The sequence below is a fragment of the Blautia sp. MSJ-9 genome, assembly GCF_018919065.1.
Taxonomy (GTDB): domain Bacteria; phylum Bacillota; class Clostridia; order Lachnospirales; family Lachnospiraceae; genus Blautia_A.
Genome location: NZ_JAHLQG010000011.1, coordinates 12,900 through 29,152, shown reverse-complemented (window position 1 = coordinate 29,152; position 16,253 = coordinate 12,900). Strand labels below are relative to the sequence as shown.

The window sequence follows — 16,253 nt, the reverse complement described above, 5'->3', positions numbered from 1 at the left end:
TATGTATTTTCATTCCCGTATAAACGATATAACATACCTGTTCTTTCTATAATAATATATGTAAAAGAGTTAGGAAGTATACCAACATTCCATTAATTAGAACGGGTTAATTTGTTTCTTACAAAGAACGGAGATTGTATTTATGAATAATATATTTGCTGAACGATTAAAAATAGCGATGGAACAGAAGAATATGAAGCAGATTGACCTTGTAAAGAAGGCGGCAGAGCAGGGAGTAAAACTTGGAAAGAGCCATGTGAGTCAGTATCTGAGCGGCAAAACAACTCCCAGATCTGAAATCCTCCATTTCCTTGCGAATACATTAGAGGTAGAAGCGGATTGGTTAAAAGGAAATGATACAGCAGTAGAACCACTAAAGAAAGACACAAATGAGGCAAGAGTTCAGATGGAAAATATGAAATTTGATTATAATTACAATAATAATATGAAAGAAAACGAGAATAATACAGTAGAAGAAGCACAGGTTCGCGAATTTAAAAAGTCATCAAAGCTGGATAATGTGTTATATGATGTAAGAGGACCTGTTGTTGAGGAAGCTGCACGTATGGAGGATGCAGGAACTCAGGTTCTGAAGCTGAATATCGGAAACCCGGCACCGTTTGGATTCAGAACACCGGATGAAGTAATCTATGATATGAGACAGCAGCTGACAGAATGTGAGGGATATTCCCCTGCAAAAGGTTTATTCTCTGCCAGAAAGGCAATTATGCAGTATGCGCAGCTGAAAAAACTTCCTAATGTATCTATTGAGGATATTTATACAGGAAATGGTGTCAGCGAGCTGATCAACCTTAGTATGTCAGCTTTATTAGATAATGGAGATGAAATTTTAATTCCATCCCCGGATTACCCATTATGGACAGCATGTGCAACTCTTGCCGGAGGTAAAGCAGTACATTATATCTGTGATGAACAGGCAGAGTGGTATCCAGATATGGATGATATACGAAGAAAAATTAACAGCAGAACAAAAGCAATCGTTATTATAAATCCGAATAACCCGACTGGTGCGCTGTATCCGAAAGAAGTATTACAGCAAATAGTAGATATTGCCAGAGAACATCATCTGATCATTTTCTCTGATGAGATCTATGATCGTCTGGTAATGGATGGTGAAGAACATATTTCTATTGCTTCTATGGCTCCTGATTTATTCTGTGTAACATTTAGTGGTCTGTCAAAATCACATATGATCGCAGGATTCAGAATTGGATGGATGATCCTGAGCGGTAATAAAGCAATTGCCAGAGACTATATCGAAGGAATTAAGATGCTTTCCAATATGAGACTTTGTTCTAATGTACCGGCACAGTCAATTGTTCAGACTGCATTGGGTGGACATCAGAGTGTGGAGAGTTATATTGTTCCTGGTGGACGTATTTATGAGCAGAGAGAGTTTATTTATAATGCATTGACAGATATTCCGGGAATTACTGCTGTGAAACCGAAAGCAGCATTCTATATGTTTCCTAAGATTGATACAAAGAAATTTAATATTGTAAATGATGAGAAATTTGCATTGGATTTGTTAAAAGAAAAGAAGATTTTGCTGGTACATGGCGGTGGATTTAACTGGCATCAGCCAGATCACTTCAGAGTAGTTTATTTACCTAGAATAGAAGTACTGAAAGAAGCAGCCGGAAAGATCAGAGATTTTCTGGAGTATTATCAGCAGGAAATCTAAGATTTTACTTGTTAGAGTAGAAAAAAGCGTATATGTTTCACGTGAAACATAACGCTTTTTCTTTTATAAGATAAAGTATTCTATAAAAAAGATGAAGTGAAAAGCAATATATGATACTGAAGATAAAACTATAGTATAAAAAAGGTTATAGAAATAGCAGAATAATATTTTTGTAATAAAAGAGACATTGTTTCACGTGAAACATTCACAACGATTTTATAAAAAATTAAGTGGTGAAGCAAGCACAGATGTGATAAACTATATTCAACGTATTCTTTGCAAAACAGTTATTACATGATCCTGAAAGATACATGATATACTTATCTGCAAAGATGTATTGGCACAAATTGGAGGTACGACAGAAGATGGAAAATGAGGAAAAAAACCAGACAGAACAGCAAAGTAAAAGCCAGTCAGTCTGGAAAGAAGTATGGGACTATGCAAAGATCATTATTGCTGTTTTCGTCATAGCATTTCTGCTTGGACACTTCGTATATATTAATGCGAGAGTACCATCAGGATCTATGGAAGAGACGATTATGACAGGCGACAGAGTATTTGGAAATCGTCTGGCATATATAAAAGATGATCCAGAGAGATTTGATATCGTAATATTCAAATATCCGGATGACCCATCTCAGCTTTTTGTAAAAAGAGTAATCGGCCTGCCTGGAGAAACCGTAAATATTGTGGATGGAAAAGTATATATCAATGATTCTGAAGAACCATTAGATGACAGCTTTTGCCCGGAAACACCGGAGGGAAGTTTTGGACCATATACGGTTCCTGAGGGATGCTATTTCATGTTAGGAGATAACAGAAACCACAGTATGGATTCCCGTTATTGGCAGAATACCTTTGTAGAAAAAGATGCAATTGAGGCACAGGTGGCAGTTCGTTACTGGCCATTAAATAAGATTGGAACTGTGAAATAAAAAAGTACATGAGAGACCGTTAGATCAGCAGGAAAGAGTTGATTTAACGGTCTTTTTTGTTGTCGGAGGATTTTGCAGATGCTATACTAAATAGAGACATTGTAGTTGTTCAGCAGGACTCTGGTTTGAGAGGTTTCAGTCAAAATTTTTCCACCAAAGATAAATTAACCTTGAAGCTACTGGACAATTACGAAACAGTTACTGAAAAGTGCAGACAGGTATGAAATAAGAGAAGGAGAAGAATATGAATAAATGGAAGAAGTTCATGGCAATAGGACTGGCAGTATCTATGCTCGCGTCCTCCTGTATACCACAGACATTATGGGCAGCGGAATTTTCTGCCGACGGAAATATAATTGTACACGAAGAATTTGAAGACGAGGCAGAAGAGGAACTGCCAACTGAGAAAGACGATAAAGAGGTATTTGGGACAGGAGAATCGGAGCCTGATAATGAGGCGGAAACATCTTCAGATGATATGGATCATCCTAAACAGCCAGAGCCAGGGGACGCGGATACAGCTCAGGCAGCAGAAGGATATATCATACAGCTCTATAGTGAGGGAAAACTGCAAAAGTCATATGTGATCCCATATGCAGACATTGAGACTGCGAAAGCACCGGCAGCATTAAATGGAAAAGCTGGTTATACATTTAAAGAATGGAATACAAAAGAAGATGGTACTGGTAATGCGTACAAACCAGGAGACTCGATCAGAAACTTACTGATATCAGTCAATTCAGAAGTGCAGACACAGGGAGAAAATGAGCAGAATACCGTTCAGACTGCAGCAACAGAAGGAAATATGGAGACTTCTCAACTGTCAGGTATAAACACAATAGTAAATGAAAATGGAACAGCGAATACTGCAGTACAGCAATCTGAAAATACAGAAGAAATATTGGATGTAGCAAACGTAGTTGCGACAGAAAGCACAGATGATGCAGAAATTGCAACTAATGCAAAACAGATTGCGGATACACAACAGGCGGTAGATACACAACAGCCAATTGTTTCAGAAGAACCATCCGATACAGAAGAACCAGCAGGTACATCATCTGAAGTATCAACTACAGAGAATAAAGATACAGTAACCTTATACGCTATCTGGGAAAAAGCTTCTGCGTATAAGATTACATACAAACTTAATAAGGGAAAAAATAATTCATCCAATCCGAAGACCTACACAGTAGAAGATGAGATTAAATTAAAAAATCCAACACGTTCCGGATATCATTTTGTAGGATGGTATACAGACAGCAAGTACAAAAAGAAGATAAGCGTGATCGAGAAGGGGACGGAAGGTGAACTTACTTTATATGCAAAGTGGACAAAGGAAATCAGTCCATCGGCAAAAGCGGCTACATTGACCTCTATAAAAGGAACAAAAGCAAAGACCATCACAGCCTCTGCAACTGTCTCCAATTACGTAAAAAGTACAGACAGTTATTATTATCTGGTGTATGTAGATTCTAATACAGGCAAGGTAAAGAAAGCAGCAGCGAAGGTAAATAAGCCAGAAACAGCAAATGGAAAAATTACATTTAAACTGGATATTTCTGGACATCCGGAATATGCACAGGGAAAATTCGCAGTAGGAGTAAAGAAATCCAAGACTATATATACAGTGATCAGTTCGAAAAGTTATGTCAGCAATCCGGAAAAACTCAGTTCAAATACAGCAACATATTTTGTACCAAAAACGAAAAAAGGGATACAGTCCACGACTTTCAGTGAAGTAACCGATACAAAATCCAAGACTATATTTTTCAACTTATATATTTCAGATCTAATGAGAAAAGACAGTGGGGTGGAAACGTATAAGTATAATGGAAAGACGTATCATTTTAATGGTTTATATGGATATATGAATCTGGTTCAGCAGTGCAATGCAAAAGGAATTCAGGTGACTGCACAGATAAGTATTGATAAGAATGCAAGTACCCAGAGTTTTACCACGGGAAACAGTCCATATGCGGAAACTGCTTACTATGGATGGAATACAGATAACAGTACAACGAGACAGACTATGGAGGCAATATTTGCATATCTGGGAGAGAAGTTTGGAAGCAATAATTGCTATATCAGTAACTGGATTCTTGGAAATGAAGTAAATACTATGAGTGGATATTATTACGTAGGAAACGTCAGTTTCTCCAAATTTATTTCCATGTACAGTGAAGCATTCCGCTGTCTGTACAATGCAGTACGCAGCAGCCGGGCAAGTTCCAAAGTATTTATTTGCCTGGATAACTGCTGGAACCAGAAAAATGCATTTACAGTCTGCTACAGTGCAAAATCAACGTTAGACAGTTTTGCATCTAAGATTTCCAGTATGCAGAAAGGTGTTAACTGGAATCTTGCATATCATGCCTATAATCAGCCGCTTTCAGACTCTCAGTTCTGGTCAGGAGCAAATGCATCTATGTTTACCAGTGATGCAAATTCAACAACATTTATTACAATGCGAAATATTGAGACATTGACAAACTATGTAAAAAGTAAATATGGATCAAATACAAGGATTATTCTTTCTGAACAGGGATTCTCTTCTGCATCCGGAGGACAGGCAAACCAGGCGGCAGCACTGGCACTGGCATATTACAAGGCAGCATGCAATCCAATGATTGATGCGTTTATTATAAGAAGCTACAAAGACGAAGCTCATGAGGTTGCGCAGGGACTAGCGATGGGATTGAAGGATGCAAATGGCAAAAAGAAAACAGCATTTAATGTTTTTGCCAATATGGATGGTTCTAATTCACTGAAATATACAGAGAAAGTATTGAACAGTCAGGTAGGAAACTGGAAAGCACAGGTTCCAGGGTATACCGCGAAGAGAATTTTCAATATGTATAGGAGTTAGGGAGATCATGTGTGGAGATGAATATTTCTATGAAAATCATGTTGATGATTGAACAAACGGAAAATCATCACAAATTAAACACATTTTTCCCACACAAAGAACACAAATCATTTCTATACTTAGAAGCATCAAAAGGAAACAGAGATAAATAAACATGAAGCAATACTTAAAAGATTCATTTCAGATTGCTTTATGAAATTGACATAGATCCAGGGAGGGACTTTATTATGATGAATAAAGATAACAGAAATGATAAAATTAGAAAAATCGCAAAGAAAGGTCTTACACTTAGCCTGTGTGCAGTACTTGCAGGCGGATTGGCAGCAGGAAGCTTTGAAGGAATCAATAAGATTACAGGAACAACAACAGTAGAAGCAGCAAATAAAGATGAAACAACTTTGACATTTGCAAAATCTGAGAAGAAAGCAGACGACAGTGATTCTGCAACAGATGACAGCACAGAAGCAAAAGACAGCACAGCAAAAGGTAGCCTTGATATATCTGATATTGCATCAGAAGCACTTCCGTCTATCGTATCTATCACAACAAAATCTGTTCAGGAAGTACAGAACTACTATGGAATATATGGAATGTACGGATATGCTCCACAGCAGCAGGAACAGGAAGTGGAAGGTAGTGGTTCAGGTATCATTGTTGGTAAGAATGATGATGAACTTCTGATCGCTACAAATTATCACGTAGTAGAAGGTGCAGATACATTGTCAGTAGCATTTGTAGATGGAAATGCAGTAGAAGCATCTGTAAAAGGATTTGATGAAGAGAGAGACCTTGCAGTTGTATCTGTAGCTCTGGATGATATTGACAGTGACACAATGGACGCTATTTCCGTTGCAAAGATTGGCAGCTCCGATGATCTGAAAGTTGGTGAGCAGGTAGTTGCTATTGGTAATGCTCTTGGATATGGTCAGTCTGTTACAACCGGTATTGTAAGTGCTAAGAACCGTAGAATGGATTCTGATAACAATACAGTAACAGATGGAAGTGATGACAGCAGTGCAGGTGTAAACCTGATCCAGACAGATGCAGCTATCAACCCTGGTAACAGTGGTGGTGCTCTTCTGAATATGGAAGGTGAGGTTGTAGGTATCAACTCTGCAAAACTTGCATCTACAGAAGTTGAAGGTATGGGTTATGCAATCGCAATCTCTGATGTAACAGACATTCTTCAGAACCTGATGAATGAGACTTCCAGAGATAAACTGGATGATTCTGAGCATGGTGTAATTGGAATTAAATGCACTTCTGTAAGTTCTGAAGCAGTTCAGATGTATGGAATTCCAGCAGGTGTATTTGTATCAAAAGTAACAGATGGCGGTGCAGCAGATAAAGCAGGTCTGAAAGCAAACAGTGTTATTACAGAATTCAATGGAAAATCTGTTTCAAGTGCAGATCAGTTGATTGAATATCTTTCCTACTATGAACCAGGTGAAGATGTAGATCTGACAGTTCAGGTTCCTAGTGGAAATGGTTATAAAGAAGAAACGATCACAGTGACTCTGGATGAAAATACAAATGCTGATGACAGCAAGAGCGATAGCAGCAAGGACAGTAAAAAAGATAAAAAGGATAAAGGAGACTCAAAGTCAGATAACAACGAAGATGCTGACAGCGAAGACAACAGCGATTCCGATGAGAATGACAACGAAAATCCGTTTATCGAATATTTCCAGAATCAGGGATTTTTCAGATAAGCTGAATGTTAAACAGTAAATAAGGTTTATATATGTTTGGCAGCAGGGATTAATACTTATAAAAATATGATTTGTATCAGCACTTTCATATGTGACAGACACTTGCATATGAAAGTGCTTTTTTGGGGATGAATTAACTATTTTTCGTGCGATTTTTCGCGATTCTTTTTTGTAAGAATACTTGTGAATGGCTACATGGTGTGATAAAATAATCATATTGCAAAAACAGGCGAATTATAGGAAATACTGGTACTGCATGAATTGGTATAGCGATAAATTGGAAGGTTGTTAACGTAAATAAAGAGGAGATAGATATGACAGTAAAAGAATGTTATGAACAGATGGGTGCGGATTATGAAGGTGTTCTGGGAAGACTGAGAAGTGAAGGTCTGATTAAGAAATTTGCGAAGAAGTTTCTGGATGACGGAAGTTTCCAGAGCCTGAAAGATAATCTGGCACAGAGAAATGGTGAGGAAGCATTTCGGGCTGCTCACACATTAAAAGGTGTATGCCAGAATCTTGGATTTGACAATCTGTATAAACCAAGCTTTGATATTACAGAGCAGCTCAGAGGCAGAAACACAGAAGGTTGTGAAGAACTTTTTGCAAAGGTAGAAGAGCAGTACAAGAAGACAACTGATGCGATTCAGATGATGGACGATTGATTTTGTAGTAATGGCATCAGATGAGCAGCGAGGAAGCTGCATAAAAAGGTAAAGAATAATGAGTGATATTACTGAAGTTCAGGCATGTATTTTTGATGTAGATGGGACATTACTGGATTCTATGCCCGTGTGGGATGATATCGGAGAACGCTACCTGACAAGTCTTGGAATTTCGGCGAGAGAAGGACTTCATGACGTGCTGAATACTATGAGTCTGGAACAGGGAGCAGCTTATCTGAAGGAAGAATATCAGATTGATAAACCGATTCCACAGATTGTAAAAGAAGTTCTGAAAATTGTAAGTGATTTTTATCGGTTTGAAGCACCATTGAAATCAGGTGTGAAAGAAACGCTGGAATGGTTGAGTGAGAAGAAAATTAAAATGGTAATTGCCACTTCCAGTAATAAAGAACTGGTGGAAGCAGCGCTGGAAAGAAACGGTGTTCTGCAATACTTTGAGCAAATTTATACATGCACAGAGGTAGGTGCAGGGAAAGATGAACCAAAGATTTATCGGGAAGCAGCAGAATTCCTGCAGACAAAGCCAGAGAATACAGCGGTATTTGAAGATGCTATCCATGCTGCAGAGACGGCAAAGGAGGCAGGTTTCGTAGTTGTTGGTGTTTATGATGCAAGCAACGAGGAGAATCTTTCCAGAATGAAAGAAGTTTGCGATTATTATTATGAAAGAATGGATGAAGTAATACAAGCTGATAACTAATGTACCGAAGGCTGGTATACTGTATTTTGAAAATCAAAAAGAACAATATATACAAAGAAAGAATAAGAAGAGTTTCTGTAAAAGGGGAAAACGACAGAAACTCTTTTTGATTAAATAGACTCTTTTAAGATATGGATTATCCACGTTTTGGATGTGAAGATATAAACGGTGACAAGATTCCAGAATTGTTTATTTTTAGGAATTATTATAAGAATTTTATTGGAGGATATGATATTTATACATATAAAAATGGAAAACCCCAATATGTATCTAAAATAACAGGGGGAAGCAGAATTATGTATACTAGTAAAATGGTTATATGTAAAAACGCGGATGAGCTTACTGTATATAAGTGGAAAAGTAATAAATTAGTAAAAGATAAAAGGTATGTTTATTCTGTCAAAAATCCTAAAAAATTTGCAAATGCAGTTTATAAGTATGTGGGAAAAGTAGTAAATATATATAGCAGTAAAAATAAAACAAAACAGTTGAATTATCTGAAAAAATGCTTGAAGAAATATTAAATGTGAGATGATGTTAGGATAAAAATAGTCAGAATGGGACGTTGAAAATATAAAAAATTAGAAAGTGATTTTTATTAACTGTCTGGATTAAAGAATATAAATCCAGACAGTTTTTAGGTTTTAATACCAACGTGTCATTGGCAATTCATTATTAATGCCCTTAGTCATAAGAATCTGATGAAGATCAATAATTCCGTTATGGAAGGTAGCGGCACATGCAGATAAGTAGAGATCCCACATACGCAGGAATGTTTCATCAAACATAGTTCTTTCTTTTTCGATATTATCCCGGAAATTCTTTTCCCAGTGAAGAAGTGTCTTGTTATAGTGGAGACGAAGATTTTCAATATCCAGAGTATGGAAGTTATCTTCTGCCATATGATTCAGAATTTCTCTGAGACTTGGAACTGTTCCACCTGGAAAGATATATTTTTTAACCCATGGATCACCCGGATGTTCTTTGAGAGCGCTGATAAAGTGAAGCAGGAATAATCCACCTGGTTTCAGAATTTTTTCTACACAGTCAAGGAAGAGCTGATAATTGTCACGACCCACATGCTCCAGCATACCGACACTGACAACTCGGTCAAACTGGTAATCATGTTTCGGCAGATCACGGTAATCCATCAGTTCAACCGTAAGATAATCTTCCAGTTTCTGTTCTTTAATACGTTTCTGGAATTCTGCATACTGTTCATGGCTCAAAGTAATTCCAGTGCCGTGAACTTTATATTTCTTTGCAGCTTCAATTAACAGGAATCCCCATCCGCAACCGATATCCAGAAGACTCATTCCCTCTTCAAGATGTAATTTCTTAAGAATATAATCAACTTTATTTACCTGTGCCTGATACAGAGTATCATCTTCATGAATGAAATAACCACAGGAATAACTCATAGTTTCGTCCAGCCATAATTTATAGAAATCATTTCCAATGTCATAGTGACTGGTTACTTCTTTTTCCTGGTTCTTTTTAGAAGTGGAGCTGAACATGATCTTTTTCAGAGCAGATTCATTGGTAGAGAATTTACCCATCTGTCCCAGAAAATGATCCAGTGCTTCGTAAAGATTTCCATCGACTTCAAGGTCACCACGCATATAAGCTTCACCCAATGCCAGTGAAGTACTCTTGACCAGATCTGCGAGAGGAATTGCTTTCTTGAAATTAACTGTAAATGTAGGTTCTCCTTCTCCGATATGATATTCGGAATTCTTAAACTTTACCAGAAACGGATAATCTGTAAAGCGTTCAAGGAACTGCACCATTGCTTTCTCTTCTGTCTTTTCTCCTAATGTCTCAAACATAATAGTTTACCTCCTTTAACACAGGGTTATGATACACCTTAGAGGGGCGTTTACGTCAAGGGGCGAATTACACAAAGATGGGGAGAAAAACAAGAAATCTTGTGGCAAGATTTTGTATGAAATATGTGGACAGTAAATAAAATAATGTTCTCCACAAAGTAAGCCACATATTGTGTGGATAGATAGGAAATGTTAAGATTATTTTGTGGAACTGTAGGTTAAATTGGATTTAGAAGAATAGATTGATGAAAGGAAAAAGATAAAATTTTATGAGAAAGAAATTCAAATTATGGATGACAGTTGTTTTTGCAATTATTTTGTCAATTATTGTTGTGCCTATGTATTCAGCAAAAGCAAACACACTATCAATTAAACTTAATAAAAAAAGTATCACATTAAAAATTGGTGAAACATATCAACTAAAATCAAATTTTTCAGAATCTGTGTCATGTACATGGAAGTCCAGTAATAAATCTATTGTAACTGTTTCTACAACTGGAAAGCTTCGTGCAAAGAAAGCCGGAAGTGCCACAGTGACAGCAAATATTAACGGAAAAACAGCAAAATGCAAAGTTACAGTAGCAAAAGCTCCGGCATGGAGCCGAAAAACATGGAAGAATAAAGTAAGTGACTGGACAATGGAATTCAGTTCTCAATATACAACTGTTTTCAAATCGAATGGAACAGTGTGTCAGATTGGATGGAGAAATAAGGATACCGGATATTATAGGGTTCTTAGTGGGAATAAGATAAAAGCATATTATACAGATAATTATGTAAGCTGGGCTGGGAGTACTACACCACAGAAGGTAAAAGGATATACGTATACTGTATTGTATACGTATAATAAAAATACAAAAACAGTAACTGCGAAATATTCTTCAGGATTTTACAAACAAATGCTTAGTAATGCTCAGGATGGCGTGTTGTACAGTAATTAAAATTCATATATCATATGATAAAAGAAAGAGGGAAAAGTACATGAAGAAAAAAGCGATATCTATCATTTTAGCAGCTATGATGGCAGTGACACCAATGTCCGTGAGTGCGCAGGATGTATTTACATCAGAGAGCACACTGGCAGTTGAAACAAGTGCAGAGTTGGAAGCAGGAACGAGCTCGGGGGAGAAGAAGTATCAGGGATTTACATATAAGGAAGAAAACGGTGCGATTGTTATCACTGGTTACAGTGGAAATGCAAAAGATATAAAGATTCCCGAATCTATAAATGGTAAAAAGTTTTGTATGTTCGTGGTATGAATGCATTTAGCAGTCCGAAGATCAGAAGTGTTTCTATGCCAAGTGTTGTAGAAGTAGGAACTCTTACTTTTTCAGGATGCAATAATCTGGCGAGTGTATATATGCCGAAAGTAAGAAGTATTGGACTTTCTGCGTTTTCAGGTAGTGAATTAACGAGTGTTAAATTACCGGCTGTAGAAACAATTTCTAAAATTCAGTTCAGGGCATTTGCAAACTGTGGACTTACATCCATTAAACTGCAGGATTTATATGGAGATGTATCGATAGAAAGAACTGCATTGGGGTATAAGATTGGTGCCAATGGTTCTGAAACGAAGATTAATGGTTTTAAAATTTATGGAAATCCGGGCACAAGTGTCGAAAAATATGCCAGAGAGAACGGTTTCGAGTTTATCAGTTCCAAGCCAAAGGCAGAACGTTTCACTCTGAAATTGGCGTCAGAAACAATGGACTATACAGGCAAAGCTGTGAAGCCAAAGATTACAGTAACATACAAAGGAAAGAAAGTAGCTGCAAAAAATTATACTGTAAAATATTCTAATAATAAAGAAACAGAAACTGCCACAATTGAATGGTAGAACATCTAGGATGAGCAAAACCAAAACAGTAGTTGTGAAGTAGCAAAAACCACTGCCGGACTTCCCGAAATATGGAAAATCCGGCAGTTTTTGTATAAAAAAGTCGTTCGATGAATTGAAAAGACACGGCCAATATACTATAATTGCAATATAAAAACGCAAAGGAGGACAACTTTAAATACGATACAGTATGAGGAGGAAAAACTGATGAAAAGAAAGAGAAATTCATCTGCGCTGAAAGTTACATTTGCAGCCGTGATGATGACAGCAGCACTTACATTTGGAGCGGGGAGTGCTTATGCTGCAGAGAATACAAATGAACCCACAGTTACTGTAACACCGTCACCGGAAGTAACACCTGAGGTACCATTACCAACTGTAACACCAACACCAGCGCCCAAAAAAGGTTTGCTGAAGGAAGGCAAAATATATCGCTATTACGTAAATAATAAGCCAATCCGAAATAAATGGAAGAAGGTCAACGGCAAATATTATTGGTTTAAATCAAATGGTGTTGCCGCCCATGATGGTCATTACAAAATTAATGGTGTCTTCTATGTATTTGACAAAAATGCACAGAGATTAATGCCTGGTAAGAATACAGTTGTAAAGGTTAATGGCGTGAAATATTTCGTTGATGCCAAGGGAAGAGCCATTACAGGTTGGAATGAACTAAATGGTAAAATGTACTATGTGCATAAGAACGGTAAATGCGCAACAAATGAGACGGTAGGCGGAATTAAATTTAACAAGAACGGATATGCGTCAAATCTGACACAGGCGAGATGCAAGCTTGCAGCGAGAAACTTTATCGCACGTCACAGCAATGCAAATTCAAGCAATTATGAGAAATTCCGTTCCTGTTTCCGCTATATCATGGCCTATACAAACTTCGTAGGAAATATGGACCCGACACCACAGGAATTTAAGACAAAAGACTGGGTTTATAAATATGCCCTTCAGATGTTCCAGAATGGTCTGACAGGAAATTGTTATGGAATTGCCAGCAGTGTTGCAGCAATTGCGAAGGAGCTGGGATATGAACCATATGTCATTACAATTCCAGATGGACACAGTTTTGTTATGATCAATGGTCTTTACTACGATAACATGTACGGAACCTTATTTGGTGCGTATACACGTCCTGCATATACAATTGAGTACAAAATTAAATTTTAAAAAAGGAGAATGAAGATGAAACAGACAAAGAGATTTCTGGCAGTCGTACTTTGCATGCTTCTTATGCTGACACCGTTAGCTACTGTAGCTGAAACAGTACATGCAGCAAGCCCACAGACTGTCAAAGTAAAACTGGACAAGAAAACAGGTAAAAGATATGGTTATGATGCGAACAACCAGAAAGTTACTAACAACTGGGGAGTAACTTCCAGCGGTTTCCGCTATTATTTCGACAAAAAGGGTGCTGCTTATCAGGCGGATAAAGATACTGTTGGAAAATATGGCATTCTGATGAAAAAGATTGGTACTAAATATTATGGCTTTGATGTGAATGGTCATACAGTACAGGGAATCCGTGTAGGAAGCCCGAATATCTATGATATTCCGAAGCTGTATTACTTCAATCCGAAAACAGGAGCTGTAGATACCAAGAAGACAACTTTATACAGAAAATATGCAGCAACTTCTACTCTTGGAAAACTGAACAATGCATCAAAAATCAAGAAAGTTCTTGGAAAATATAAAAAATGCACAATAAGCAAGAGCAATACATGTATGCTGGATGGAAACGGCAAGGATGTTACTTATACTTATGATTATGTACAGTTAAATGTTGTACGCCCGACTGGAAAAGGAAGCAGCGCAGAGGTAGTTGCAAGTATTACCGTAAGACGGTAGTTTAAGTGAACCAGTTATTTACGAAACGATGTACTAGTGAATTGCAAATAATAAATTGACTAAGAAGAGAGGATCAGAATATGAACAGAAAAAAGATTACAGCATTATTACTTAGTTCAGTAATGGCATTTACACCGGTGATGCCGGTTATGGCAGAGCAGTCAACTGTTATTGATTATGTAGATGGAACAGTTGAGACACCTGATGTAACACCAACTCCGAAAGTAAAGAGCGGATGGAAAACGGTCAAAGGAGTTAAATATTATTACGAAAATGGTAAAAAGGTTACAAATAAGGCAAAAAAAATTGGAAAATACACATATTGTTTTGATAAAAACGGAAAACTTGTAACCAACAAACCGTACTATAAAGTTAGTAGGAATGCTTATTATAAAATTAAAAAGAATGGCCGGGCAACAAAGTTGTCGGATGTTGAGACTATGGCAGCGAATGTACTTGAGAGAAATAAAGGTAATTTGAAAAAAGCATTTAATTGGTCTGCATCCCTTACATATGATGGAAATACAAAATTTGCAAAAAATACACCTGCAGAATATGGCGTATTTGGGTTTAAAACAGGAGCAGGTGATTGTTATGTAATGGCAGCTACTTTTTACTGGATGGCTAAAGTTGCAGGATACGACGCTCACTTTGTAAAGGGTTATGCTTTAACTAAAAAAGGTAAAAACTCTCATGCATGGGTTGAGATTGATCAGAAAGTTGGCGGTAAAACAAAGACTTATGTGTACGATCCAAACTTCCAGCATGAATATGGTCCAAAGGGATACAATGGATATAAAATTACATATGGCGCTAAGGGTACTTTGAAATATGTGAATTATAAGAGAGTAAACTAAAGCAGTAAAAAACTATAAAGAACGACTAGAAAGGACTCAAATTATGAAAAGAAAAATCGTAACAGCATTTATGATGGCTGCACTTGGAAGCAGTCTTGTATTTACTCAGGCAGCTATGGCAGCAGATACTACAGCAAAAACAGAAACATCAGATGATGCAGACAAGGATGCAGCAGACACAGAGAATAAAGAAGCAGATGATACAGAAGCTGCAGATGACGAAGCAAAGGATGAAGATTTAAAGACCATCGGTGAGAAACCGGAAGAGGATACAGAAGGTGTTCTCTCTGTAAAGTTAAAAAATCTTACAGGTAAAGTTATCACAGGTGTTGCTGTTAAGAATGAAAAAGACGAAGAATATCCGGACAATTTCCTGAAAGAGGAAGATAAGTTCGAAGCAGATGAAGAAAGAGTGCTCTGGTTTGATCCGAATGCTAAAGATAAAGTAGACGAAGAGAACAAAGATGCAGCAGATGACAGCAAGGACGCTACAGAAACAGAAGAAACCAAAGAAGATGCAAAAACAGAGGAAACAGCTGACGGAGAAGAGAAAGACGATGCTGAGAAAGAAGTTCCAAAATACAACATTCAGTTAACTTTCGAAGATGGAACAACAGCTGAAATTCATACTTTCCCATTTGGTGATACAGAAGAAGCAGAGCTTCATCTGGAAGATGAAGTAGCATATCTGGTATTTGACAGTATTAGTCAGAAGAAGGAATACAATACTCTGCAGACAGAGAAAGATCTGCTTCCGAAACCAACAGAGACACCTGCACAGACAACTTCTCAGTCAACAGAGAGCTATGACAACAGCAGTGATTATGATTACAGTAATGATTACGATTATAACAACGACTATGATTACAGCAATGATTATGACTACGATTATGATGACTCTGACGATTACGACTATGACGGATCTGATGACAGTGGTTCCGATGATGGTGGAAACGGATGCCTGGATGATGGATTATTAAATTAATCAGATCAGACAAAGATGAGATAAATGTGAAAGTTCCATTGATCTGAAATTGACAGTTTTGAATTTTTACAGATAAATATCTATAGAAATCATAAATCAAAAATAAGAATAATAAAAACAGGGCGCTGCATTATCTGAGGTAATAACATAGTGCAGTGCCCTTGTTAAGTACAGTGGGAAATATATGGTTACTGTTTACAGAATGAAGATTAGTATCAGAATAACTGCTTATATGCAGTAAAAGATGTTTGATCTGGATGAGTGATGTATAAGAGGAACATAT

15 protein-coding genes are annotated in these 16,253 nt (G+C 37.2%); 14 read left to right on the top strand and 1 reads right to left on the bottom strand.

Annotated elements, in window-relative coordinates:
* Window positions 1-142: 142 nt before the first annotated feature.
* The 7 genes from KQI87_RS02200 (at window position 143) to KQI87_RS02170 (ending at window position 9,128) form a co-directional block, all read left to right on the top strand.
* Entirely contained in the window at window positions 143-1,705 is a 1,563-nt protein-coding gene (locus KQI87_RS02200) for an aminotransferase class I/II-fold pyridoxal phosphate-dependent enzyme (protein ID WP_216458721.1), read from the top strand.
* 365 nt (window positions 1,706-2,070) lie between these two features.
* On the top strand, window positions 2,071-2,640 hold the full coding sequence (gene lepB, locus KQI87_RS02195) for a signal peptidase I (protein ID WP_216458720.1): 570 nt from the start codon (window positions 2,071-2,073) through the stop codon (window positions 2,638-2,640).
* A 244-nt stretch (window positions 2,641-2,884) separates the two neighbouring features.
* Window positions 2,885-5,506: a DUF5722 domain-containing protein gene (locus tag KQI87_RS02190; protein WP_216458719.1), complete on the top strand. Its 2,622-nt coding sequence runs from the start codon at window positions 2,885-2,887 to the stop codon at window positions 5,504-5,506.
* Window positions 5,507-5,733: 227 nt separating this feature from the next.
* The gene (locus KQI87_RS02185) at window positions 5,734-7,218 is read left to right on the top strand and encodes a S1C family serine protease (RefSeq protein ID WP_216458718.1); all 1,485 of its coding nucleotides are present in this window, start codon (window positions 5,734-5,736) and stop codon (window positions 7,216-7,218) included.
* Between the two features lie 314 nt (window positions 7,219-7,532).
* Entirely contained in the window at window positions 7,533-7,883 is a 351-nt protein-coding gene (locus tag KQI87_RS02180; RefSeq protein WP_216458717.1) for an Hpt domain-containing protein, read from the top strand.
* 58 nt (window positions 7,884-7,941) lie between these two features.
* Window positions 7,942-8,604, top strand: coding sequence for an HAD family hydrolase (locus KQI87_RS02175; protein ID WP_216458716.1), 663 nt, complete (start codon window positions 7,942-7,944; stop codon window positions 8,602-8,604).
* A gap of 131 nt (window positions 8,605-8,735) precedes the next feature.
* On the top strand, window positions 8,736-9,128 hold the full coding sequence (locus tag KQI87_RS02170) for a hypothetical protein (protein WP_216458715.1): 393 nt from the start codon (window positions 8,736-8,738) through the stop codon (window positions 9,126-9,128).
* A 120-nt stretch (window positions 9,129-9,248) separates the two neighbouring features.
* Here the strand turns inward: KQI87_RS02170 and KQI87_RS02165 are convergent, their stop codons facing one another.
* Complete coding sequence (locus KQI87_RS02165) at window positions 9,249-10,433, bottom strand: SAM-dependent methyltransferase (RefSeq protein ID WP_216458714.1); 1,185 nt, start codon at window positions 10,431-10,433, stop codon at window positions 9,249-9,251.
* Between the two features lie 269 nt (window positions 10,434-10,702).
* On the opposite strand from KQI87_RS02165, the gene KQI87_RS02160 reads away from it, so the two are divergent.
* From KQI87_RS02160 to KQI87_RS02130, 7 genes are all read left to right on the top strand, one after another.
* Window positions 10,703-11,374, top strand: coding sequence for an Ig-like domain-containing protein (locus tag KQI87_RS02160; protein WP_216458713.1), 672 nt, complete (start codon window positions 10,703-10,705; stop codon window positions 11,372-11,374).
* A 40-nt stretch (window positions 11,375-11,414) separates the two neighbouring features.
* On the top strand, window positions 11,415-11,693 hold the full coding sequence (locus tag KQI87_RS02155; protein ID WP_216458712.1) for a hypothetical protein: 279 nt from the start codon (window positions 11,415-11,417) through the stop codon (window positions 11,691-11,693).
* Window positions 11,690-12,271 (top strand): leucine-rich repeat domain-containing protein, encoded by a 582-nt coding sequence (locus KQI87_RS02150; protein ID WP_330655653.1) that lies wholly within the window; start codon window positions 11,690-11,692, stop codon window positions 12,269-12,271. Before KQI87_RS02155 ends, KQI87_RS02150 begins: the two co-directional genes overlap by 4 nt.
* Window positions 12,272-12,478: 207 nt before the next feature.
* The gene (locus tag KQI87_RS02145) at window positions 12,479-13,450 is read left to right on the top strand and encodes a hypothetical protein (RefSeq protein ID WP_253292336.1); all 972 of its coding nucleotides are present in this window, start codon (window positions 12,479-12,481) and stop codon (window positions 13,448-13,450) included.
* Between the two features lie 15 nt (window positions 13,451-13,465).
* Window positions 13,466-14,128, top strand: a complete 663-nt coding sequence (locus tag KQI87_RS02140) for a hypothetical protein (protein ID WP_216458710.1) — start codon at window positions 13,466-13,468, stop codon at window positions 14,126-14,128.
* Between the two features lie 80 nt (window positions 14,129-14,208).
* A complete protein-coding gene (locus KQI87_RS02135; RefSeq protein ID WP_216458709.1) occupies window positions 14,209-14,985 on the top strand; it encodes a transglutaminase domain-containing protein in 777 nt (258 codons plus the stop codon).
* A gap of 43 nt (window positions 14,986-15,028) precedes the next feature.
* The gene (locus KQI87_RS02130; protein WP_216458708.1) at window positions 15,029-15,970 is read left to right on the top strand and encodes a hypothetical protein; all 942 of its coding nucleotides are present in this window, start codon (window positions 15,029-15,031) and stop codon (window positions 15,968-15,970) included.
* Window positions 15,971-16,253 lie beyond the last annotated feature (283 nt).